Consider the following 22,383-nt stretch of genomic DNA (forward strand, 5'->3'; position numbering starts at 1 on the left):
CAGGGAAGGAATCGCGGCCGCCGTGACTGACGAGGAAGGAAAGCGCAGCATGACGCCCGTACGCGAAAGGCCGCCGGAGCTGGTGTCCACAGGCGCAGGCGGCAACGCCCCGGTGCAGGCGGTGAGCCGGATGGAATGGCAGCTCACCGCCCTGCCGGCGACCCCCGCCGACCCCGCGCGCCTCGTGGGCATGCGGGTCCTCCTCCTCGGCGGCGACCAGGAGACCGCCGCGGCCGTGGCACGTGAACTGACCGGGCACGGAGCCCTGGTACGCCGCCACCCGGCGGTCCCCGGGCCCGGGGACGACGGCGCCGTCGACGCGATCGTCGACCTCACCGTGGGCGGCCCGGCCCCCGGCGCCGCCGGGTCCGGCACCCGTGACCCGGGCGAGGTCTGGCGCGAGCCGCTGCTGGAGACGGTCGCCGTGCTGCGCGAGCACTACGCCGACTGGGCCGCCGAGACGTCGGCGCGGCGCCTGTACTACCTGGCCGTGACCTATCTCGGCGGCGGCATGGGGCACCACCCGCAGGACGACCTGGCGCAGCCGCTCGGCGGCATCTGGGCAGGGCTGGCGAAGACGCTGCACCGCGAGCTGCCGAACTGCAACGCACGCGTCGTCGACACGAGCCTGACCGCCGCCGGCGACCTGCCGGGCATCGTCGCCGCCGAACTGGGCCGGCCCGGCGAGCTGGAGGTCGGTCACCGCGACGGGCAGCGGCTGACGCTCACCCCGGTCGCCCGGCCCGCCGGGGATCCGGCCGTCCCGCTCGGCCCCGACGACTCCGTGCTGATCTCGGGCGGTGGTCGGGGCATCGGCTGGGAGCTGGCCCGCTCCCTCGCCGCCACCTACGGCCTGCGGGTCGTGGTGACGGGCCGGGAGGACTTCCCCACCGGCGACGAACCGTGGTTCGGCGTCGGGAAGAGCGAACTCAAGGCGTACGAGCAGCGGTTGTGGTCCCGGCTGCGGCAGGGGACGCCGTTGGCCGAGATCCGGCAGGAGATCGCCCGTGTCCGCAGCCGGTGGGAACTCGCCGCCAACATCTCCGAGGCCAGGTCTCGCGGGCTGCGCGTCGACTACGCCCGGTGCGACTTCACCGACCTGGAGCAGGTGCGCTCCATGCTGGCGCGTGAGGGCGCCGCACTGACCGGGGTCGTGCACAACGCGGGGGTGGACACCGCGGCGAGGCTGCCCAAGAAGACCGACGAGGAGATCCTGCGTACCGTCCGTACGAAGATCGGGGGCTTCCTCAACCTCTTCGGCGAACTGCGGGAGCACCGGCTCAAGTTCTTCTGCAGCGTCGGCTCCCTCACCGGCCGGCTCGGCGGGATGGTGGGCCAGCTCGAATACGCCGCGGCCAACGAGGGACTGGCCCGGCTCGGCCGGTGGGCCGGCCGCCGTGCGGACTTCCCCGTGATGACGCTGGCCTGGCCGACCTGGGACCGTATCGGCCTCATCTCCAACTTCTCGGCGACGCTGCGCTACATGGCGGCCATCGACGTCACCGACGGCCTCGCCAAGTGGCAGGCCGAGCTGCGCGCCGGCTCCGAGGGGGAGATCACCTTCGTGGGGCCGCTGGGCAGGGCGATGAGCCCCGGCCAGGCGACCGACTACCCCGTCGTGCCCGACCTGCCGGGGTTCACCGGCACCTACCCGCGGATCTTCCACCTCGGGGAGGTGACCACGTACCAGCCGCACGTCCGCATGGTGTCGCGGGTGACGTTCGACCGTGACCGGGCACCGGTCCTGGGCGACTTCCTGCTGGACGGCGCCGCGGCCGTTCCCGTGAGCGTCCTGCTGGAGAGCGCGGTACGCGGCGCGGAGTGGATCGTGCCCGAGGACTTCCCCGCGCTGCGGGCCGGCTCTCTGGAGGAGGTGGTCGTACCGCTGGACCTGCTGCGGCTCGACGCCGGCCCGACCGTGTGGGAGCGAGAGGCGCGCGGTGCCCGCGAGGGGGACACATGGGTGGTCGAGGTGCGGTTCCGGCGGGTGTCGGACGGCGGGGACGGACCGGAGGCCCGCCTGCGTGTCGTCCACGAGCCGGGCGACGCTCGCTCCCCCGCCCCGCCCCGGCCCGATGTGAAGCGGACGACCACCTGGCGATCCGGCCGGCCGCTGCTGAGCTGGCGCTCGTCGGTGGTGCCCGCCGCCGCTTGGTCCGAGGGCCCGGACAGCCGCCGCTCGGCCGTGGTGCGGCCGTGCGTCCCCAACGACCTGTGGGCGACGCTCCGCGCACCGCGCACCGCGCTTTCCGTCTCCGCGCTGGAGAACGTGATCCGGGCGGGCACCAGGCAGAGCGAAGGAATTTCGGTCGCTGAGGACCCACTGGTCCTCGGTCGTATCGCACTCCATTCCGAGGAGCGTGGAGATTCCCTCATCGAGGTGGATCCGACCCTCGGGGTGTGGAAAGTGAAGAACGCGGAAACGGGGGCTCCCGTCATGACCGTCACGGGCTTCCGTGGGCCGATCGGAAACGGTTGACCGCTGCCTTTTCCAATTACCTCTGTTGAGAAGAAAAAGAAACCAGGGAAGGTAAGGATGTCGAAGTTGCTGGAGAACAAGGCCGTACTGGAGCGCTACTACGAGGAGTGCCTCAACAAGGGCAACCTCGATGTGATCTACGAGGGCGCCGACGACGGCCACATCAGCCATGGAACGGCCCCGAACGGCCAGGAGGGCGTCGAGCACCTCAAGGAGTGGGTGCGGCTCCAGCGCGCGTCCTTCCCCGACCTCCACGTGACCGTCGATGACTGGATCCTGGAGGACGACAAGGTCGTCAGTCGGTTCACCGCACGAGGCACCCACACCGGGGAGCCCTACGAGGGTGTGCCGGCCATCGGCCGGGAGTTCGCCGTCAGCGGCATCGTGATCGACGCGTTCGACGACGGGAAGATCGTGGAGAGCTGGTTCTCGCTGGACGGGCTCGAACTCGCCAAGCAGCTGGGCGCCCTGGGATGACGGCGTCGGCCCCGGCACCTGGCGGTGCCGGGGCCGACCGCGTTCCCCGGGCTCCTCGGCCCGGGGTCCGGTGCTCTTCAGTCCAGCCGGCCGGAACGTGCGGCGTACGCGTCGGTGATGGGCTCGGCGTGTGCCTCCGCGTTGCCGGAGGCGGCGATGGAGTCCAGTGCCCGCTGGAGGACGACGGTGTCCTCCAGGGTGTGGATCTCGGTGATCCTGCCCCACTTCAGATACATGAACTGGGTCATGATGTTGTCGTAGCGCGTGCCGTCGGGCAGCGGCCCTCCGATGCGTACGCGGGTCGCCACCTTGGTCAGCCAGGGGCCGCCGGAAATGACGATCTCCAGCGGCTCGAAACCGGCGTCGGGAATCAGCCTGAACACCCGCTGCCACCACAGGCTCATCGCTTCGACCGTATGCCGCTCGCCCGAAAGAGCGTGCTCACCGTAGAACACGTAGGTGAAATCGGGTGCCAGCGTGTCCACCATGGACTGCCAGTTTCCGGCATTGATGTCGGCAAAAGCTTTACGGAGCTTGGCGGCAACGATTCGATGGTACATAAACTACCTTTCCCGAGCGTATGAGCGGCTTTTTGCTGCAGCCCCCTGAATGGTTTCCTGCCAAACGTCTCAAGTAATACCACGGTACCCCACGAAGAAATACCCCGAGATCGGGCCAGAGAATAGGAGAGTGGGATGACGACGCCCCTGCCCGTGCTCATCACCGGCTGTTCCTCCGGGATCGGCCGCGCCTGCGCACTGCGGATGCACCGGGCCGGTCTGACCGTGTACGCCACAGCACGCAGGCCGGAGACCCTGACCGGCCTGGCGGCCGAAGGAATCCGGACGCTGCGCCTGGACGTCACCGACGAAGCGAGCATGCGCGCGGTCGTCGACCTCGTCGAGGCCGAGCACGGCTCGGTCGGCGCCCTGGTCAACAGCGCCGGATACGCCATGTCGGGTGTCGTGGAAGAGGCCGAACCGGACGACATGCGGCGGCAGTTCGAAACGAATGTGTTCGGGCTGGCCCGGCTCAGCCAGCTGGTGCTGCCGGCCATGCGGGCCGCGCGCCACGGAACCATCGTCAACATCTCGTCGATCTTCGGCCGTTACGCGGTTCCCGGCGGGGGTTTCTACCAGGCGTCCAAGCACGCGGTCGAGGCACTGAGCGACGCCCTGCGCCTGGAGGTGGCCGATTTCGGCGTCCGGGTCGTCCTCATCGAGCCAGGGCCGGTGCGCACGACCGACTTCGGAGCTACCTATGTGGCGAACCTCAAGCCCGTGAGCAAGGACTACGACGACTTCCGCCGGCGTACGGCCGAATACTTCGACGCCATCTACACGGGCAGCCGCCGCACCCTGGCCGGCACGTTCGCCATCCAGTCCGACGACGTGGCTCGGGTGGTGGAGCGGGCGGTCCGCAGTGCCCGCCCGAGCGCCCGCTACCCCGTCGGGTTCCTCGCCCGCAGCACCCTCGCCCTGCGCCGGCTGGCCCCCGACGTCGTCTTCGACAACCTCTTCGTGCGGCGCGCGTTCCCGGTGCCCCGCAACGAGGCCCGCAGGCAGGCCCCGGCCGCCGGAGTCCGCCCGGCCGCCGAATCCGGCCCGGTCACCGAATCCGGCCCGGCCGCCGGCACCCGCGGGGTCACGCCGATCGACGCCCACCGGGCAAAGCCGCTGCACTCGCAGCCCCGCCGCGAAGGAGACCGCCGATGAACGCCACCACAGCCCCCGCGACCACCCCTCGCCGCGCCGCCCGGGCCCCCGGCCCCACGGGAGTCCCGCTGCTGGGTAGCCTCGGCCCCTGGCGCCGCAACACCGCCGAGTTCCTGCTGGGTCTGCAGCGAGACCACGGAGAGACCGTACGCATGCGGCTCGGACCGATGACGGTCCACCAGATCACCGGCCCCGAAGCGGTGCAGCAGGTTCTGGTGAAGAACCACGGCAACTACGTGCGCGGCCCGCTGTACGAGCAGTTCAGCGTCGTCATGGGCAAGGGGCTGCTCACCTCGGACGGCGATTTCTGGCGGGGGCACCGCCGGGCGGTCCAGCCCGCGTTCCAGAAGAACGCCATCCGCGACATCGTCCCCAACATCGTCACCGCCACGAACGAGATGCTCGACGCGTGGGAGGCCAAGGCCGCGCGCGACGAGCCCGTGGACCTGATGACCGAAATGCTCAGGCTCACCCTGATCACCCTCAGCCGCTCGCTGTTCGCCTACGACATCGAGCCCTCGTCGCGGGTGCTCAAGCACATCGTCGACGACGTGGTCGAGGTGATGTTCCGGCGCGGTACGCCGTCCGAGATGCTGCCGTCCTGGCTGCCGACCGACCGCAAGCACAAGATCTCCAGGATCCACCGGGTCTTCGACAAGATCGTCGCCGACGTCCGGCAGAACTACGCGCGCACCGGCGAGGGTTCGCTGATATCGCTGATGGAGCAGGCCGAGGACCCCGTCACCGGTGAGCCCTGGACCGATCAGGAACTGCGCGACGAACTCCTGACCATCTACCTGGCGGGACACGAGACGACCGCGGTGTCGCTGTGCTGGACCCTGCTGTCGATCGCCAACCATCCGCCGGTGCAGGAGGAGTTGGACGCGGAGATAGCCCAGGTCCTGGGCGGCGACCTGCCGGACAAGCAGAACACCGACGCGCTGACGTACACCCGCATGGTGGTGGACGAGAGCCTGCGGATGCACCCGCCCATCTGGATCTTCCCGCGCGCCGCCGTCGGCCCGGACAGCCTGGGCGGTTACGACATCGAAGCCGGATCGTCGATCCTGCTGTCGCCGCTCGTGTCCCACCACAACCCGCGCCACTGGGACAACCCGCTGGCCTTCGACCCGTACCGCTTCACTGCGAAGGCCGTGAAGGAGCGCCCGCGCATGGCCTACTTCCCGTTCGGTGCGGGACCGCGGCAGTGCATCGGCAACACCATGGCACTGCTCGAACTGCGGACCATCGTGACGATGATCAACCAGCGGTTCAGGCTGAGCATGATCCCGGGCCATGCACTGCAGTACGGCTCGCCGGTGATCTCGCTGCGCCCCCTGCGGGACGTCATGGTGCGCCTGACGGCACGCGACCGCACGGTGACCGGGAGCCGCCCCGCAACCCCGCTCACACCCGCCACCGACACCACCGCCGAAGGCGATGCCCACACCTACGCCGCCAAGGACGCGGCTTCAGCCGGTACAGAAGGATGCCCTGCTCACCGTAGCCCGGGCTCTGAAACACGGTGACGCCACCGATACGTAGACAGTCGGTCAGGTAGGTCGGATCAGATCAGATAAGTCAGATCGCGCAGGAGGGCAACAGGAGGGCAAAACGGAGCCGCTTGGATTCCGGGTCACGGCGATGGGCATGGTTTCCAACGTCTTCGCAGGTGGGAGCTCTGCATGAAACGTTCCGCTTCAACGTGTAGCGGGCGCTACGTCACCACGTTGCTGATCTGGGGAACATGCACTCCAGAAGGGGGCCCGACCTTTCGGGTCGGACCCCCTAGGGCTACGGACAGCGGCCGTCAGCATCCCTCAGGCAGCGTGGAGAGGAAGGCTTCCACCTCGTCCCGTACATAGCGTGAGAGGTCCGTCAGCGTCTCGACGGCCGTCCTCAGCTCGTGGGCCAGGTCGGGGAACTGTTCCCACACCTGCGGCCTCCGGGTCACGACGGCGTACAGCAGGTCGTCGTCGTACCACCCGCCCGCGGCCTGCGCGGGCGCGGTGTCCCGCAGGATTTGTACCGCGAGCGGGAGCAGCCAGGGCAGCCCGACGTCCTGGGTGATCAGCCGGGCCAGCTCGTCGGGCCGGAGGTCACCGACCGGACGACGGCGCAGCTCGTGGACCGCCTTGACCAAGGAGGTCGTGTCCTGCGGAGGGTCGGGCCAGCGCTGTCCCTCGAGCTGTTCCAGTGACTGGGTGGGGTCGACGGGCTGGGGCACCGACGGAGTCCTTTCGTGGTTAGCCGACTGGTCGATGATTCCTTGCGGCTGCACGGTTCGGCGGCGACACCTCGACTGACCAGCGTCGAAAGCGACTTGCGTGCAGGCACCCCCCCGGCCTTCATCGATGGGACTGGCTCGCTGTGCCGAGTAGCAAGGCGGAACAGTGCTGATCTGGCAAATATGCAGTGTCCTGGGCTCGATGCCGCCTACGGCCCCGGCGATCTGCTGACGGCATGGCCGCTGTGAGCGGCGAATACCCAGCGTGTACCCGGAGACCCCCGAGTGTCCGGCTCTCAGGACCCGGGCCCCGACTCCCGCCACGGGTAGTCCGGTGGTGGGGGTGTGCCCGTCTCGCGGGAGACCTCTCGGGTGATGCGGCGCCAGACGTGCTCCGGGGGCGGGGTCGGCAGGTCCACCGCCGCCGCGGTGCGCGCGGCGGTCACCAGGCGGGTCAGCATGCCCAGTTCGTCGCGGCAGCGGTCGCACCGCTCGACGTGACGCAGTGCCTCGGCGTCGTCGTCGCCCGGCGCGGCGTTGCCCAGGGCCAGTTCCACCAGGTGCGCGGACTCTACGTGTGCCACTGCGCCCTCCCGGACTCCACGGGCTCCGCCGTGACGACGAGGTTGGACACGTAGCCTCCTCGCTCGGGGGCGTACGGAGGCGCACAGGTGATGAGGGTGAGGACGGGGGCGCCGGTCCGGCGGAACGCCGAGGGCGGCAGGTCGTCCTTCGGCACCGTGATCCGCGAGACGACGCGGTAGTTCACCGGCTCGTCCCCCGCCCGGTGGACCTCCACGCGGTCTCCGCGCCGCACGTCGTACAGCGCCAGGAACTCACCGAGGTCACCGGTGTCGTCGTCGACGTGCCCGACGAGGACGGCCGAACCCCGGGCACTGCCCGGCGCGGGGCCGTAGCGGTACCAGCCGGCCGTGGCAGGGTCGTCGGGGACGGCCATGTCCCCCTGATCCGTCACGCCCACCGGGCTGACCCGGGCGTCGAGGCCGGTGCGGGGTACGAGCACGCGCCGGGGCGGTGGATCCTGCGCCGCGTCGGGCGCCGCCTGCCGGATCGCCGCGTCCCTGCGTTCCGACGGCGCTGCCGCGAAGTCGCGCGCAGGCGCGGACCGGTCCGACGGCGTGGCAGGAAAACCGAGGACGGCTGCCAGAACGGCAGCCGCCACAATCGGTCCCGTCAGCCGTCGTGTGCCGTCAGCCACGCCGGCGGGCGACCCGGCGGGCCATCAGCACGCCGGCCACCGCGACCGCTCCGGCCCCGGCGGCCCAGGCGGGCCCCAGGTCGGAGGAGTTCGGCGTGACGGCGGCACCGCTGCCGCCCGCGGGGACGCCACGGGGCGACGACGCCATGCCGCTGAACGCCTGGGTCGCCAGGGCCAGGTTCTTGTCCTCGGCGCTGCCCCAGGCGTAGACGACATTGCTGGTGCCTTCGCCGAGCTTCAGGTCCGCCGGGCCGATGGCCACGGTGTCCGTGCCGGCGAGCACCACATCGGCGTTGATCGTGCCCGCGTCGACCTCGGCGGTGTCCTCCTTCGGGTTGGTCAGGTCGCTGAAGACCGGCTGTCCGCCGGCCCGGACGTCGACGGCGGGCGCGGCCGCGACATGGCGGACCGTCAGACGGGACTTTCCGGCGTCGACCTGGGAGACGTCGTTGGTGAAGGCCGTCAACTCGGGCTTGCCGTCGGCGGAGAGGTGGGCGGCGACCGTGGCGTTCGCGCCCTCGGGCACCTCGATCTTCTTCTCCAGGGCCGGAGTCCCGTCGGGGCCCTTGCCCGCTTCGAAGATCTTGATGTCGTAGGTCCCGGCGTCGAGGGACTGGGAGTCCGTCACCGTGCCGGGCTTGAAGTCGCCGATCAGTTCGTCGCCGTTGGCGTACACGTCCACGGTCATGCCGGGGATGCCGTGGAAGACGGACACCATGGCCTTGTCCTGCTGGCCGGCCAGAGCGGGCGCGGAAACGCCGAGGGCCAGGGCGCAGGCACCGGCTGAGGCGGCGATGGCGAGGCGGGTGTGAGAGGTCATGGGAATCATCCCTTCGAACGGAGTCTCCGTACGATGCGGAGCCTCGGTCCTGTTTCAGGTGTGGGGGCCGCCGTGGATGCGCGTACGGCGGCACCGCTACAGGTCCGTGTCGTGGACCGGGGGCTGCTCGATCACCAGACGCAGCCGGTGCAGGCCGCGGCGGGCGTGACTCTTGACGGTCCCCAGGGGCATGCCGGTGCGCTCCGCGATCTGCGCCTGGGTCAGGTCCTCGTAGAACGCCATGCACAGCACCTCCCGCTGATGGCGCGGCAGCCGTGCCAGGGCGTCGACCAGCAGCACCCGGTCCAGGACGCGGTCCGGTGCCGCCTCGTCGGGCCCGGTGGTGTCCGCGTCGCGGCCGGCCGAGTCGATGAGCGTCAGACGCCTCGTCCGGGCCGCCAGCGCGTCGACGATCTTGCGGCGCGTGATGCCGACCAGCCAGGCGCCGAGCGGGCCCCGTTCGGGGCGGAAACCGGCCCGGCCGTGCCAGGCGCCGAGGAAGACCTGCTGGGTCACGTCCTCCGCCTCGTAGGTGTCACCGAGCAGTCGGGTGGCCATGGTGTGGACGAGTGAGCCCCAGCGCCGGTAGATCGCGGCGAACGCCTCCTCGTCGGCGGCGACGAGGCCACGGGCCAGCTCCTCCTCGTACCGCGTTTCCTCCGAGGGCGCGGTGGGGGTGGTGAGTCGTGTGTTCGTGATCATGGCCTGGTTCCTCCTGCAGTGCGTCGTGCGGGGACGGAAAGCCGTCCTGCCGAACCGCACCGGCCGCGCCGTGCCGAGCCGCGACCATGCGCTCGAAGCCAGTGTTCGGCGCACAAACGACGCATATCAACGTGCGTCGTTTGTGCGTCGTACAGTCGGAGGTATGGGTGCACACGAACGGGACAGCGAGGGCGGACGCGAGGGCGCGCCGCCCGGCGGCGGGCTGACCACCGGCGAGGTGGCCCGGCGGCTGGGGGTCGCGCCCACCACGGTCCGCACCTGGGACCGGCGCTACGGCCTCGGCCCCGCCGCGCACACGGGCGGCCGGCACCGGCGGTGGACCCCCACGGACGTGGCGCGGCTGGAGCGGATGTGCGCCCTGACGGCGACCGGGATACCGCCCGCCGAGGCGGCCCGCACGGTCCTCGGCGAAGCGACACCGCGGGCGGCCCCGGCCGGGCGGGCAGCCCAAGCACCCCCGGAGGCGACCCCGGGCCGGCGGACCACTGACGCGTCACGGCCACCGTCACAACCACCGCCCGCCCGCGCCCGCAGCCGGGCGGGCAGCGGGCTGCGCCTCGGTGACGTGCGTCAGGAATGCAAGGGCATCGCCCGTGCCGCGCTGCGCCTCGACGCCGCCGCGCTGGACGAGCTGCTCGAGGCCGCGATCGTCGAGCACGGGCTGGTCGCCGCCTGGACCGAGGTGATCATGCCGACCCTCCAGGCGGTCGGCCGCAAGTGGGAGAGCTCGGGGGAGAAGTACGTCGAGGTCGAGCACTTCCTGTCCTGGCACGTCTCCGGTGCGCTGCGGCGGGGCGCCCCGCCCGCGGCCTCCGACGGCCCCGGCGCGACCACCGTGCTGGCCTGCGTGCCGGGGGAGAACCACACGCTGCCCCTGGAGGTGCTGGCCGCCGCGCTGGCCGAACGCGGCCTGCCGGTGCGCATGTTCGGCGCCGCGCTGCCCGTGGAGTCGCTCGTCACGGCCGTACGCAGAACCGGGCCGGCGGCCGTGGGGCTGTGGGCGCAGTCCCGGACGACCGCCAGCCGGCCGCTGGCCCAGCACGTGGCCGCGATGGAGTGGGGCGTGCGGGGCGCCCGCCGCAAGCCGGTCGTCCTGACGATAGGGCCCGGCTGGACCGGCCGGACCGTCGCCGGCCTGCCGCGGCCGACGGGGCTGGCCGAGGCCCTCGCCCTTCTGGAGTCGGTCGTGTCGAGGTAGCTCCGGCCGGCTGCATCCGAACACGGCCGTCGGCCCGAAGCGGTGCGGGAACACAACACCGGCGGCCGGGAGCGGGGTGCGGAGATGAGCGGCACGTGGTGGGCCCGGTGAGCCAGGGGCCCGCCGGTACGCCGGACGTGCTGGTCCTCGGGGGCGGCGCCGCCGGCCTCAGTCTCGCGTACCGGCTGGTCGAGACCGGCGTCGCGACCGTCACCGTGGTGGAGCCGCCGGACGGTCCGGCGCGTCCGCCGGAGCGGACCTGGTGCTTCTGGGACCAGGGCGACGGCGACTTCGACGAAGCGGTCACCGCCACCTGGCCCCTGCTGCGGGTGCACGGCCCCGACGGCAGCCCGCTCACCGTCGATCCGGCACCCTCCCGCTACCGCATGGTGCGGTCCACGGCGTTCGAACGGCTGGTGCACGCGCGACTGGCCCGGTCGCCCGGCGGACGGCTGCTGCGCGCGACGGCGGACACCGTGCGCGACGTACCCGGAGGCGCGGAGGTCCGCTGCACGGCGCCCGGCGGCCGGACACTGACGCTGCGCTCCCGGTACGTGTTCGACTCACGGCCCCTGAGCGCCCTGCCACCGGCCCGGACGCAGTTGCTCCAGCACTTCCGCGGCTGGTTCGTGCGCACCCGCGCCGACCGGTTCGACCCGGCGGTCGCCGACCTCATGGACTTCCGGGTGCCCCAGCCACGGCACGGGCTCGCCTTCGGCTACGTCCTTCCGCTGGCCCCGGACCGTGCGCTCGTCGAGTACACCGAGTTCTCCCGGACCCCGCTGACCACCACGGCGTACGAGGCGGCGCTCGGTCACTACGCCCGCGAGGTGCTGCGCCTGGGGGAGTACACCGTGGAGACGGCCGAGCAGGGCGTCATCCCCATGACCGACGCCCGCTTCCCCCGACGGGCCGGGGCGGCCGTCTTCCGCATCGGGACGGCGGGCGGTGCGACCCGCCCCGCCACCGGCTACACCTTCGCGGCCGTACAGCGGCAGAGCCGGGCGATCGCCGCCGCCCTGCGGGACGGCCACGGCACCGTGTTGCCCGCACCGCACGGGCGGCGGGCGCTCGCCATGGACGCGGTGCTGCTGCGGGCCCTGGACACCGGGCGGATCGACGGCCCAGCGTTCTTCACCGGACTGTTCCGCCGCACGCCCACGCAGCGCCTGCTGCGCTTCCTCGACGGCGCCACCTCGGTCCGGGAGGAGTGGGGCATCGGACTGCGCACCCCGGTGGGCCCGATGCTGCGCACCGCGCTCGAAGTCCCCTTCCTGCCCCGCCGCCCCCACCCCGCCCCAGGAACCGGAGAGAGCCCCCCATGACCCTGCTGCGCGACCGCGACCTGGCACACGCCTTCGACCACGCGTCCCGCACCTACGACCGCCTCACCGGCCTCAGCCCCGGCTACCGGACCGACCTGCTGCGCTCCGCCCGCCGGCTCCGGCTCCCCGGGGACGGGGCCGGTCTGCACCTGCTCGATCTCGGCTGCGGCACCGGCGCTTCCACCCGGGCCCTGCTGCGGGCCGCACCCCGGGCACGGATCACCGCGGTGGACGCCTCCGCGGGCATGCTGCGGCAGGCGCTCGCCAAGCCGTGGCCCGACGGCGTGCGCTTCCTCCACCTGAGCGCCGAGGAACTGCCGACGACCGGCGAGGGCCCGTTCGACGCGGTCTTCGCCGCCTACCTGTTCCGCAACGTCTCCGACCCGGACGGTGTCCTCGGCACGGTGCGGACCCTGCTGCGGCCGGGCGGGCGGCTCGCCGTCCACGAGTACAGCCTCGGCGGCTCGACGGGACACCGGGCGCTGTGGACGGCCGTCTGCCAGGGAGTGATCATCCCGGCTGGCACGCTCACCGGTGACCGGGCCCTGTACCAGCACCTGTGGCACAGCGTCCTCGACTTCGACACCGCCTCGGACTTCACCGGGCGGCTGACCCGAGCCGGCTTCACGGGTGCGCGCGCTCTACCCCTCGCCGGATGGCAGACCGGCATCACGCACACGTTCGTCGCCCGCAACGGCTCCGCCGCGACGGGGGAGGCCACCCGATGAGCCGCCGCGCCGCCGCGCCGCCGCCCACCGGGCCACGGAGGGGCGCCCGATGAGCCCCCGTCCGGCCGCCCGCCGCGGACGGGACCGCAAGGCCGAGGTCCTGACGCCCGTTCCCGGCCGGGACCGGTTCGCTCCCGGGGACGCGCCGTCCGTCGCCGTGGTGGGCGGTGGGATCGCCGGTCTCGCCGCGGCCACCGGGCTGGCCGAACGCGGCGCCCGCGTGACCCTCTACGAACGGGAGGAGTCCCTGGGCGGCCGCCTCGCCGGGCACCGCACCCGGCTGGCCGACGGCTCCGAGGTCACCATGAGCCGCGGCTTCCACGCCTTCTTCCGGCAGTACTACAACCTGCGCGGCCTGCTGCGGCGCACCGACCCCGCCCTCGCCCGCCTCACGCCGCTGCCCGACTACCCCCTGCGGCACAGCGGCGGACTGACCGACAGCTTCGCCCGCGTCCCGCGCACCCCGCCCCTCAGCGCCCTCGGCTTCGCCGCCCTCAGCCCCACCTTCGGCTGGCGCGACCTGACCGCCCTGGACGCCCGGGCGGCGCTGCCGCTCCTGGACGTGCGCGTGCCCGACGTGTACACCCGCTTCGACCGGATCGGCGCGACCGACTTCCTGGAACGCGTCCGCTTCCCCGAGGCCGCGCACCACCTGGCCTTCGAGGTGTTCTCGCGCAGCTTCTTCGCCGACCCGCGCGAACTCTCCGCCGCCGAGCTGATGCTGATGTTCCACATCTACTTCCTCGGCTCCTCGGAGGGGCTGCTCTTCGACGTGCCCGACGAGCCCTTCCCGCAGGCCCTGTGGGAGCCGCTCGGCGACTACCTCCAGCGCCTCGGCGCGACCGTCCGCACCGGCACCCCCGTCCACGGCGTGGAGCCCGCCGGCACCGGGGGAGCCGAGGTGCGCACCGGCACCGGCACCGACCGGCACGACGCGGTGGTGCTCGCCCTCGACACCGGCGGACTGCGCCGGGTCGTCGCCGCCTCGCCCGGCCTGGGCACCGGCCCCTGGCGCGACGGCATCGCCGCCCTGCGCACCGCCCCGCCGTTCCTCGTCTCGCGGCTCTGGCTCGACCGGCCGGTCCGCGCCGACCGCCCCGGCTTCCTCGGCACCAGCGGCTACGACGGCCTCGACAACATCAGCGTCCTGGAACGCTACGAGGGCGAGGCCGCCCGCTGGGCCGCGAAGCACACGGGTTCCGTGGTGGAACTGCACGCCTACGCCGTCGCCCCCGGCGCCGGCCGGGAGACCGTGCAGGACGCGCTGCTCGGGCAGTTGCGGCGGGTGTACCCGGAGACCCGTCAGGCGCGCGTCGTCGACGCCCGGCACGAGTGGCGCTCGGACTGCCCGCTCTTCCCGGTCGGCACCCACCACCGGCGCCCCACCGTGACGACCCCGCACCCGTGGCTGACGCTGGCCGGCGACGGGCTCCGCTGCGACCTGCCCGTGGCCCTGATGGAACGCGCCGCCACCACCGGCTTCCTGGCGGCCAACGCCCTGCTCGCCGGGTGGGGCGTGAGCGGCCAGGTGCTGTGGACCGTCCCACGGGCGGGCCGCAACCCGGTGCTGCGGGCGCTCGGCGCGCTCGCGGAACGTCCGGCGCGCCGGTGACGCCCGGCCGCCGGAGGGGCGGGGACGCCAGCGGGCCCCTCCGGCGGGCTCACCTCACCCGGGGAACCGTCCGGTGCTGCGCAGTGCCCAGCGCCGCTCCGCGTAGGCCAGGTCGTCGCGCCACAGACGCCCGGCCGTGTGCCGCATCAAGGGGCGCAGCACGGGGGCGGCGGCCCGGGCCAGGGCGAAACCGCGCCGCTCCGAAGCGGCGACGACCGCCTCGATCACGGCCGTCCGCGGCCGGTCCGCGTCCGCGGCGGTCAGCGGCGTGGCATGGGTCTCCACCACGGACGTGGCGCCCTCGCCGTCGGTGATGCGCATGACGACGGTGCGCGGCTCCGGCGCGGTGAACTCGGCCCGTACGGGCACCACCAGACGGCCCGCCACCCGGAAGGACACATCGACGACGAAGGCGTCGCTCTGGTCGCCCTCGTCGCCCCGCGGTTCCCGGGCGACCGTCAGATCGACGAACGAGTACGGGTGGAACCAGGAGCCGTGCCACGGGTCGAGCCGGTTGGCCACCACGTCCTGCGGTTCGCACCGCCCGACCGCCGTGAACACGGCGTCCACCCCGGTGCCCGGTGCGGGCCGCGCCGGGACCACGGGCCGCTCCGACGGCTCCTCACCGCCGACCGCGTCCAGCCGCACCCACACCAGCACCCCGTCGTCGTGGGCGGGGTACGGCTGCCAGCCGGCGAACGCGGAGCCGTCCAGGGCCAGTCCGTGCCAGTGGCACATCAGCGTGCCGCACACCACCCGGCTGTCCCGCAGCGGTGCTCCGAGGTGCGGGCAGGCGCCGGGACCCGCCCGGAGGTCACCCGCCCGCGAACGCCACAGCACCACCTCGACGCCGGCGACGGTCCTGCCGTAGGGGCTGCCGGGGCGCACGTCCCGGGAGGCACCGACCACGAACCAGTTGCCGGAGGGGCGGGCGGACGCCCGTTTCAGCGTGTCGGCGATCAGCGTCGGCCGGGCCGCGCGCCAGGTCGGTGTCTGCTCCGCCCAGCGGGGGCCGCGGCGCCGCCGCAGCGGCGAGGTCCAGCGTGCCTTGTCCGCCCGGTCACCCATGACCCGGTCCCTTCCGTTCCAGTGCGGCGTGACCCGCCGCGGGCGCCGCGCGCCACCGCGCGCCGGCCACCTTCAGGACACCGGCCGCGGCGGTGGCCGCCCGCCGGCGCCGGGGTACCACAGCACGGTGGTGCAGCACGGTGTAGTCGTGCCGCGCGATCGCGTCGAGGATGCCGCCGTAGAGCGTGAACGCGGTCCTGATGCAGGGGCGCACCCGTGGGTCGAGCATCGCGATGCCCGGTTCCGCCGCCCGGTACACGTCCCTGGTCAGGGCCTCGGCCGCGACGAGGGCCGCCCGGATGCGCGGGTCGCGGCGGCCGGTCCGCCGGCTCCACTCCAGGAGCGGCCGGTCCACGCCGTGGGCGGCGAGCAGGTCCGCGGGCAGGTAGACGCGACCGCGGTCCAGGTCCTCGCCCACGTCCCGCAGGAAGTTGGTCAGCTGGAACGCCACCCCGAGGGCCGCCGCGTGCGGTCCCGCCGCCTCGCGCGGGACGACCGTGCCGAGCACGGGCAGCATCTGCAGCCCGATCACCGCCGCCGAGCCGTGCATGTAGGCCCGCAGGTCGGCGTAGGTCGGGTAGTCGGTGACGGTCAGGTCGGCGCGCATCGAGGCGAGGAAGTCGGCGAACAGGGTCACCTCGATGCCGTAGCGGTCGGCGGTGTCGGCCACGGCCCGGACCACCGGTTCGGCCCCGCCACCGCTGCGCAGCGCATGGGCGAGATCGCCTTCCAGCCGCTTCAGCAGCAGGTCCCGCTCGTCGGGTGTCAGGCGCCGGTCCAGGTCGTCGACGATGTCGTCGGCCCAGCGGGCGAAGCCGTACAGGGCGTGCACGGCCGAGCGGCGTTCCAGCGGCAGCAGGCGCGTGGCCAGGAAGTAGGTCCGGCCGTGGCGGGCGTTGAGCCGGCGGCACCGGCTGTAGGCGGTGCGCAGGCCGGGGTCGGTGATCCCGGCGGCGTCCAGTTCACGACGGGTCATGGGCACCTGCTCCGGTCGGGGCGGCCGGGAGTCGGCCCGCGGACCGGCCCGCCCGGGTCGCCCGGGTGCGGCCCCCGGTGACGCGGGCGGCGGCGAGTTTCCCGCTGATGAGCACGGTCGGTACGCCGACGCCGGGGGTGGTCCCGCAGCCGGCGAGCACCACGTTGTCCAGCCCGCGCACGAGGTTGCGCGGCCGGAAGGGCCCGGTCTGGGCGAAGGTGTGGGAGACGGAGAAGGGACTGCCCGCCGCGTGGCCCTGGGCCGTCCAGTCGAGCGGGGTCACCAGCAGCTCCTCGTCGACGCTGTCCGCGAACCCGTCGAGCCCCCGGCGCTCCAGCTCGGCGACCAGGCTGTCGCGGTAGCGCGGGCCCAGGTCCCGCCAGGCGGCGGCGGAGGGGCCGACGGCGGTGTTGGGGCAGGGCGCCAGGACGTAGTGGAGGTGACGGCCCGGCGGTGCCAGCGAGGCGTCGTGCGTGGTCGGACGGGTGATCAGCAGGGACGGGTCGCTCATCAGCGCTCCCGAGCGGGTCAGTTCGTCGAAGGTGCGCTCCCACGCGGCACCGAAGGACAGCGTGTGGTGGGCGAGGTGGGGCCAGGTGCGGTCGGTCCCGGCGTGCAGGACCACGGCGGACGGCGAGTGCCGCAGCGGTACCGGGCGCCGGGGAGCCCGGCCCAGGAGCCGGTGCGCGGCGGGCAGTTCGCAGGTCAGCACCACCGCGTCGCACGGGATGCGCTCACCCGAGCCGAGCCGGACGGCCCGCGCCCGGCCCGCCGAGCGTTCCAGCGCGCTCACCTCGGCCGACCACCGCAGATCGGCACCGGCACCGGCCGCCGCGTCCGCCATCGCCCGGGGCAGGGCGTGCATGCCGCCCTTGGGGAACCAGACGCCCGCCACGGTGTCCATGTAGGCGATCACCGCGTAGGCCGCGAGCGCCCGGGCCGGTGCCACCCCGGCGTACAGGGCCTGGAAGGAGAAGACGCGGCGCAGGCGGGCGTCGGAGAGGAAGCGGCCGATCCGGCCGTCGAGACGCCCGAAGCCGCCGAGCGCCGCCAGCCGGGCCAGATCGGGGTGCGCGAGCTGGAACGGCGAGTCGAAGTTGGTGTCGATGAAGCGCCGCATCTGCGCCCGGTACAGCCGCTCCAGCCACTCCCGCAGCCTGCGGTAGCCCGCCGCCTCCGCAGGTCCGGCGAAGCGCCGCACCTCCGCCTCCATGGCGTCGCCGTCGGTGTGCACGTCGAGCGAGGTCCCGTCCGCGAAGCCCGCCCGGTAGGCGGGGTGCAGGGCCACCAGCTCGACGTGCCGTCCGAGGCTCTCGCCGACGGCCGCGAACGCCTCGTCGGCCAGATGCGGCATCGTCAGCACGGTGGGCCCGGTGTCCACCAGGTAGTCGCCGAGCCGTACCCGCCCGGCCCTCCCGCCCGGGCCAGTGTCCCGTTCGACGAGCGTGACCCGGCGGCCGGCGCCCAGCAGATGCAGGGCGCACGCCAGCCCGGACAGGCCGGCGCCCACCACCACGACATGGTCCGTGGGTCCCGTCACCGTCCTCATACGAGCTCCTCCGCGTGGTGCGGGGCGATGCCCGAGGCCCGCTCGACCAGGGCGGCGAACTCCCGCCGTACGCCGGGTGCGGCGCCGGTCGCCCCGAAATGCCGCAGACCGGCGGCCGCCAGGTCCGCGATCCTCGCCTCCACCTCGGCCCGGGCGCCCGTCCGCTCCAGCGCCGCCCGCATCCGCTCGACGGTGTGCCCCGGCCGGGCGTCCGCGTCCGGGGCGAGCACGGCGGCGGCGTCCTGGTCGCCGGTCGCCTCCGCGAGCCGTACGGCGATGGCGAGGAGCGGGGTGAGCTTGCGGGAGCGCAGATCCTCGTCGGCCGGCTTGCCGGTCAGCGCCGGGTCGCCGAAGGCGCCGAGGAGGTCGTCGCGCAGCTGGAAGGCCAGCCCCGCGCACCGGCCCGCGGCCCGCAGCGCGCCCAGGGTGCGGGCGTCCGCGCCGGCCAGCGACGCGCCCAGCGCCAGGGGCCGCGCGACCGTGTACCGGGCGCTCTTCAGCACGGCGATGGTCAGGGCCTCGTCGGCGCCGGACGAGCCGTTCGCCTGCGCGCGCAGGTCGCGGTACTGCCCGGCGACCATCTCGGTGCGCATGGCCCGCCACTCGTCGTGCAGCCGCGAGCCGTGCGGCGAGGCGAGTGCCGTCTCCGTCAGCAGGTCGTCCGCCCACGCCAGCGCCAGATCGCCCGCGAGCACGGCCGCCGACGTCCCGAACGACTCGGCGGACCCGCCCGTCCGGCCGCTTCGGTGTTCCTGTGCGAAGTCCACGTGCATCGCGGGCCCACCCCGCCGCAGCGGTGATCCGTCCATCACGTCGTCGTGGATGAGGGCGCAGGCCTGGAGCAGTTCGAGGGCGGCGCCCGTGCGCAGGACCGGGCCGGCGTCGCCCGAGCCGCCCGCGGCCCGCCACCCGCACCACACGAACGCCGTACGCAGCCGCTTGCCGCCCCGCCGGACGAACGCGGCGACGCGCTCGGCCATGTCGTGGGCGAACACCCCGTCGGTGTCGCGGGCTTGCCGCAGCCGCGCCTCGAGCACCCGCTCGAGGACCGCCTCCATGGCGCGCGTGGCACCGGGAGCGGTGAGCGGGGCGTGGTTCGTCTCCGCCGGTCCGGCCACCGTCGGCCGCGGTCCAAGCATGCACAACCCCTTTTCGCTCCCGGTCGTCCGCACATCAGTGCTTCCGCGGGGAGCTGTGTTTCGGATGCGTCGGGTGCCGGGCTCTCAGTCGCGGCCCCGGGCCTGCCGGAAGCGGGCCAGGCCCTCACCGAGGTCGAGGAGCGGCGCCGGATAGCGGAGCCGGGCCCGCTCGTCCTCCGGCAGCCGCCAGGGCTCGTGCACCGCGGCGCCGCCGACGCCCGCCAGTTCGGGCACCCAACGGCGTACGTAGGTGCCGTCCGGGTCGTAGCGCTTGCCCTGGAGCACGGGGTTGAGGACGCGGTGGGGACGGGTGTCGGTGCCGGTGCCGGCGACCCACTGCCAGTTCAGCTGGTTGTTGACGAGGTCGCCGTCCACCAGGAACCGCAGGAAGTGCCGGGCGCCGATCCGCCAGTCCACGTACAGCGTCTTGGTCAGGAAGCTCGCCACCAGCAGCCGGGCCCGGTTGTGCATCCAGCCCTCGTGGCGCAACTGGCGCATGCCCGCGTCGACCACCGGGTAGCCGGTGCGGCCCTCCCGCCACGCGGCGATGTCCTCGGCCGCCTCCTCCTCGCCGCGCCACCGGTCGTCCCGGTCGCGGTAGTCCCGGACGGACGCCTCGGGCCGGGCCGCGAGGACCTGGTAGTGGAAGTCGCGCCAGCACAGCTGGCGGACGAACGCCTCCGCCCCGGCACCGCCCTGCGCACGGGCTCGCCGGACCACCTCCACCGGCGAGAGCGCCCCGAAGTGGAGGTACGGCGACAGGCGCGAGGTCGCGTCACCGGCCAGGTCGTCGTGCCGTTCCTCGTACCGGGACAGGCCGGCGTCCGCCCAGCGCGCGAACCGGTCGCGCCCCGCCGACTCCCCACCGGCCGGGAGGTCCGGTGACAGATCCGCCACCCCCGGGCGGGACGGCAGCTCCTCGCCGCGCACCGCGTCGGGGACCCGCACCGCGCGCGGCGCGGGCAGGGGGTCGCGCAGCGGCTCCTCGGACCAGCGGCGCATGTACGGGGTGAACACGGCGAAGTGGTCCGAGCCGACCGGTGTGACGGCCCCCGGCGCGAGTGCGGTGACCACGCTGTCGTGCACCCGCAGCGCGACGCCGTCGCCGTCGAGCTCCTTGCGCAGCCGCTCCTCACGGCGGTGGGCGTAGCCGGTGACCCCCGCGGCCAGGTGCACCTCCGTGGCACCGCACGCGGCGGCGACCGCGCGGACCTCCCGGGCGACCGGCCCGGTCCGCACGACCAGCCGCCCGCCGCGCCGGCGCAGCGAGGAGTCGAGGTCGGCCAGGCAGTCGGCGAGGAACGCGGCGCGGTTGGGCACGTCGAAACCGGCGGCGTGGACGGCGGGGTCGCGGACGAACAGGGGCACCACCTCGTCCGCCGCGTTCAGCGCGGCGTGCAGCGGCGGATGGTCGTGCAGACGCAGGTCCGAGGTGAACAGGACGACCGCGACGGTCATGGTGTCACTCCTGGTGCGGTGGTGCGGATTCTGCTGCTACTCCGTCTGTTGCTCCCGGACGGTTCGCCTGCTGTTCCGTCTGTTGCTCCCGGACACTTCGCCGCTCGCGGGCCCGTCGGATGCGCGAGGCGCTCCGGCGTCCGCTCGTGCCCTCGGAGGCGGCCCGCGCGATGTTGCGCGCCATGCCGCCGAACACGACGGAGTGGAACGGGGCGACGCTCCACCAGTAGGCGTGGCCCAGCAGGCCGCGCGGATGGAACAGGGCGCGCTGCCGGTAGCGGGTGCGGCCCTCGTCGTCGGTCTCGGTGTACATCTCGAGCCAGGCGAGGCCCGGCAGCCGCATCTCGGCGCGCAGCCGCAGCAGATGACCGGGTTCGATCTCCTCGACCCGCCAGAAGTCCAGCGAGTCGCCGACCCTCAGCCGCTCGGTGTCGCGCCGTCCGCGGCGCAGCCCGACCCCGCCCGCGAACCGGTCCAGCCAGCCCCGGACCGCCCAGGCCAGGGGGGAGGAGTACCAGCCGTTGTCGCCGCCGATGCCCTCGACGACCCTCCACAGCGCCTCCCGGGGCGCGTCGACCGGCCGGTGCCGTTCGTCCTCGTAGAGGCTGCCGCCCGCCCAGTCCGGGTCGGTGGGCAGCGGGTCGCTGGGCGCTCCGGGCACCGACGCCGAGGACCAGCGCGTGGAGACCTGCGCCTCCCGCACCCTGCGCAGCGCCAGGGCCAGCGCCTCGTCGAACGGCAGCGGCCGGCCCGGGGCGTCGGGCACGTACCGGGCGATGTCGTGCTCGTGGCAGACGACCTCGTGCCGCAGCGACTCGGTCAGCGGCCGGGCCAGGGAGGCGGGCACCGGGGTGACCAGGCCGACCCAGTGGCTGGACAGCCGTGGGGTGAGGACCGGGACCGGCACGATGAACCGCCGCCGCAGTCCGGCGACGGCGGCGTAGCGCCGCATCATGTCCCGGTAGGTGAGGACGTCCGGCCCGCCGATGTCGAAGGCCCGGTCGACGTCGTCCGGCATGGTGGCCGACCCGACGAGGTAGCGCAGCACGTCCCGTACCCCGATGGGCTGGGTGCGGGTGTGCACCCAGCTGGGGGTGACCATGACGGGCAGGCGTTCGGTGAGGTAGCGCAGCATCTCGAACGACGCCGATCCCGAGCCGATGACGACGGCGGCCCGCAGCACCGTCGCGGGCACGGGCGAGTCGAGGAAGATCCGCCCCACCTCGGCCCGGGACCGCAGATGCGGGGAGAGCGACTCCTCGGGGACGCCGCGTGGTGTGAGCCCGCCGAGGTAGACGATCCGCCGTACGCCGGCGGCCCGGGCCTGCTCGGCGAAGATCCGGGCGGCGGCGCGGTCGGTGTCCTCGAACCGGGAGCCCGAGCCGAGGGCGTGCACCAGGTAGTAGGCGACGTCGACACCGCGCATCGCGGAGGCGAGCGACTCCGGGTCGGTGACGTCCCCCTGGACGGTCTCGGCGTGCGCCGCCCAGGGGTGGTCGCGGAGTTTGCCGGGGGAGCGGGCGAGACACCGGACGCGATGGCCCTCCTGCAGCAGTTCCGGCACCAGCCGCCCGCCGATGTAACCGGACGCCCCGGTGACCAGGCAGTGCAGCCGCTGCCCCTCGGTCGTCATGGTCGTGCCTCCGTCCGCCGACGCCGTCGCCGTGCTG

General features: G+C 73.6%; 20 protein-coding genes. 8 read left to right on the top strand and 12 right to left on the bottom strand.

Annotated elements, in window-relative coordinates; all coding sequences use genetic code 11:
- The first annotated feature begins 22 nt into the window (after positions 1-22).
- Together AB0G20_RS14965 and AB0G20_RS14970 are read left to right on the top strand one after the other, a co-directional pair.
- Positions 23-2,479 carry a KR domain-containing protein gene (locus tag AB0G20_RS14965; RefSeq protein WP_361301378.1) on the top strand — a complete coding sequence of 819 codons (2,457 nt, stop codon included), beginning with the start codon at positions 23-25 and terminating at the stop codon, positions 2,477-2,479.
- Positions 2,480-2,536: 57 nt separating this feature from the next.
- Positions 2,537-2,956 (top strand): ester cyclase, encoded by a 420-nt coding sequence (locus tag AB0G20_RS14970; RefSeq protein WP_361301381.1) that lies wholly within the window; start codon positions 2,537-2,539, stop codon positions 2,954-2,956.
- Between the two features lie 77 nt (positions 2,957-3,033).
- On the opposite strand, the gene AB0G20_RS14975 is transcribed toward AB0G20_RS14970, so the two are convergent.
- Complete coding sequence (locus AB0G20_RS14975; protein WP_361301384.1) at positions 3,034-3,516, bottom strand: nuclear transport factor 2 family protein; 483 nt, start codon at positions 3,514-3,516, stop codon at positions 3,034-3,036.
- A gap of 135 nt (positions 3,517-3,651) precedes the next feature.
- Between AB0G20_RS14975 and AB0G20_RS14980 the strand changes: the two genes are divergently transcribed.
- A complete protein-coding gene (locus AB0G20_RS14980; protein ID WP_361301387.1) occupies positions 3,652-4,671 on the top strand; it encodes an SDR family NAD(P)-dependent oxidoreductase in 1,020 nt (339 codons plus the stop codon).
- Positions 4,668-6,200 (top strand): cytochrome P450, encoded by a 1,533-nt coding sequence (locus AB0G20_RS14985; protein ID WP_361301390.1) that lies wholly within the window; start codon positions 4,668-4,670, stop codon positions 6,198-6,200. The genes AB0G20_RS14980 and AB0G20_RS14985 overlap by 4 nt, the downstream gene beginning before the upstream one ends.
- 281 nt (positions 6,201-6,481) lie before the next feature.
- On the opposite strand, the gene AB0G20_RS14990 is transcribed toward AB0G20_RS14985, so the two are convergent.
- From AB0G20_RS14990 to AB0G20_RS15010, 5 genes are all read right to left on the bottom strand, one after another.
- The gene (locus AB0G20_RS14990) at positions 6,482-6,898 is read right to left on the bottom strand and encodes a contact-dependent growth inhibition system immunity protein (protein ID WP_361301393.1); all 417 of its coding nucleotides are present in this window, start codon (positions 6,896-6,898) and stop codon (positions 6,482-6,484) included.
- Between the two features lie 296 nt (positions 6,899-7,194).
- A complete protein-coding gene (locus tag AB0G20_RS14995) occupies positions 7,195-7,482 on the bottom strand; it encodes a hypothetical protein (RefSeq protein WP_361301396.1) in 288 nt (95 codons plus the stop codon).
- Positions 7,470-8,081, bottom strand: coding sequence for a class F sortase (locus AB0G20_RS15000; RefSeq protein ID WP_361301399.1), 612 nt, complete (start codon positions 8,079-8,081; stop codon positions 7,470-7,472). Before AB0G20_RS15000 ends, AB0G20_RS14995 begins: the two co-directional genes overlap by 13 nt.
- 28 nt (positions 8,082-8,109) lie before the next feature.
- The gene (locus AB0G20_RS15005) at positions 8,110-8,937 is read right to left on the bottom strand and encodes a DUF4397 domain-containing protein (RefSeq protein WP_361301402.1); all 828 of its coding nucleotides are present in this window, start codon (positions 8,935-8,937) and stop codon (positions 8,110-8,112) included.
- A gap of 96 nt (positions 8,938-9,033) precedes the next feature.
- Positions 9,034-9,639, bottom strand: a complete 606-nt coding sequence (locus AB0G20_RS15010) for a sigma-70 family RNA polymerase sigma factor (protein ID WP_361301405.1) — start codon at positions 9,637-9,639, stop codon at positions 9,034-9,036.
- 163 nt (positions 9,640-9,802) lie between these two features.
- Between AB0G20_RS15010 and AB0G20_RS15015 the strand changes: the two genes are divergently transcribed.
- The 4 genes from AB0G20_RS15015 to AB0G20_RS15030 all read left to right on the top strand — a co-directional run bounded on the left by AB0G20_RS15015 (position 9,803) and on the right by AB0G20_RS15030 (position 14,523).
- Positions 9,803-10,858, top strand: coding sequence for a MerR family transcriptional regulator (locus AB0G20_RS15015; protein WP_361301408.1), 1,056 nt, complete (start codon positions 9,803-9,805; stop codon positions 10,856-10,858).
- Positions 10,859-10,965: 107 nt separating this feature from the next.
- Positions 10,966-12,183 (top strand): lycopene cyclase family protein, encoded by a 1,218-nt coding sequence (locus AB0G20_RS15020; RefSeq protein ID WP_361301411.1) that lies wholly within the window; start codon positions 10,966-10,968, stop codon positions 12,181-12,183.
- Positions 12,180-12,911 carry a class I SAM-dependent methyltransferase gene (locus AB0G20_RS15025; protein ID WP_361301414.1) on the top strand — a complete coding sequence of 244 codons (732 nt, stop codon included), beginning with the start codon at positions 12,180-12,182 and terminating at the stop codon, positions 12,909-12,911. Before AB0G20_RS15020 ends, AB0G20_RS15025 begins: the two co-directional genes overlap by 4 nt.
- A gap of 49 nt (positions 12,912-12,960) precedes the next feature.
- The gene (locus AB0G20_RS15030) at positions 12,961-14,523 is read left to right on the top strand and encodes an FAD-dependent oxidoreductase (RefSeq protein ID WP_361301417.1); all 1,563 of its coding nucleotides are present in this window, start codon (positions 12,961-12,963) and stop codon (positions 14,521-14,523) included.
- A gap of 54 nt (positions 14,524-14,577) precedes the next feature.
- Here AB0G20_RS15030 and AB0G20_RS15035 read toward each other — a convergent pair whose 3' ends face one another.
- The 6 genes from AB0G20_RS15035 to AB0G20_RS15060 all read right to left on the bottom strand — a co-directional run bounded on the left by AB0G20_RS15035 (position 14,578) and on the right by AB0G20_RS15060 (position 22,346).
- A complete protein-coding gene (locus AB0G20_RS15035; protein ID WP_361301420.1) occupies positions 14,578-15,591 on the bottom strand; it encodes a DUF5914 domain-containing protein in 1,014 nt (337 codons plus the stop codon).
- Positions 15,584-16,567 (bottom strand): phytoene/squalene synthase family protein, encoded by a 984-nt coding sequence (locus tag AB0G20_RS15040; RefSeq protein WP_361301423.1) that lies wholly within the window; start codon positions 16,565-16,567, stop codon positions 15,584-15,586. The genes AB0G20_RS15035 and AB0G20_RS15040 overlap by 8 nt, the downstream gene beginning before the upstream one ends.
- Entirely contained in the window at positions 16,554-18,116 is a 1,563-nt protein-coding gene (gene crtI, locus AB0G20_RS15045) for a phytoene desaturase family protein (RefSeq protein WP_361301426.1), read from the bottom strand. Before crtI ends, AB0G20_RS15040 begins: the two co-directional genes overlap by 14 nt.
- Entirely contained in the window at positions 18,113-19,255 is a 1,143-nt protein-coding gene (locus tag AB0G20_RS15050) for a polyprenyl synthetase family protein (RefSeq protein ID WP_361301429.1), read from the bottom strand. The genes crtI and AB0G20_RS15050 overlap by 4 nt, the downstream gene beginning before the upstream one ends.
- Positions 19,256-19,339: 84 nt before the next feature.
- Positions 19,340-20,713: a deoxyribodipyrimidine photo-lyase gene (locus AB0G20_RS15055; protein ID WP_361301432.1), complete on the bottom strand. Its 1,374-nt coding sequence runs from the start codon at positions 20,711-20,713 to the stop codon at positions 19,340-19,342.
- Between the two features lie 4 nt (positions 20,714-20,717).
- Positions 20,718-22,346 carry an SDR family oxidoreductase gene (locus tag AB0G20_RS15060; RefSeq protein WP_361301435.1) on the bottom strand — a complete coding sequence of 543 codons (1,629 nt, stop codon included), beginning with the start codon at positions 22,344-22,346 and terminating at the stop codon, positions 20,718-20,720.
- Positions 22,347-22,383: the final 37 nt, after the last annotated feature.

Source organism: Streptomyces sp. NPDC024017, from assembly GCF_040638895.1.
In the GTDB taxonomy this organism is placed as follows: domain Bacteria; phylum Actinomycetota; class Actinomycetes; order Streptomycetales; family Streptomycetaceae; genus Streptomyces.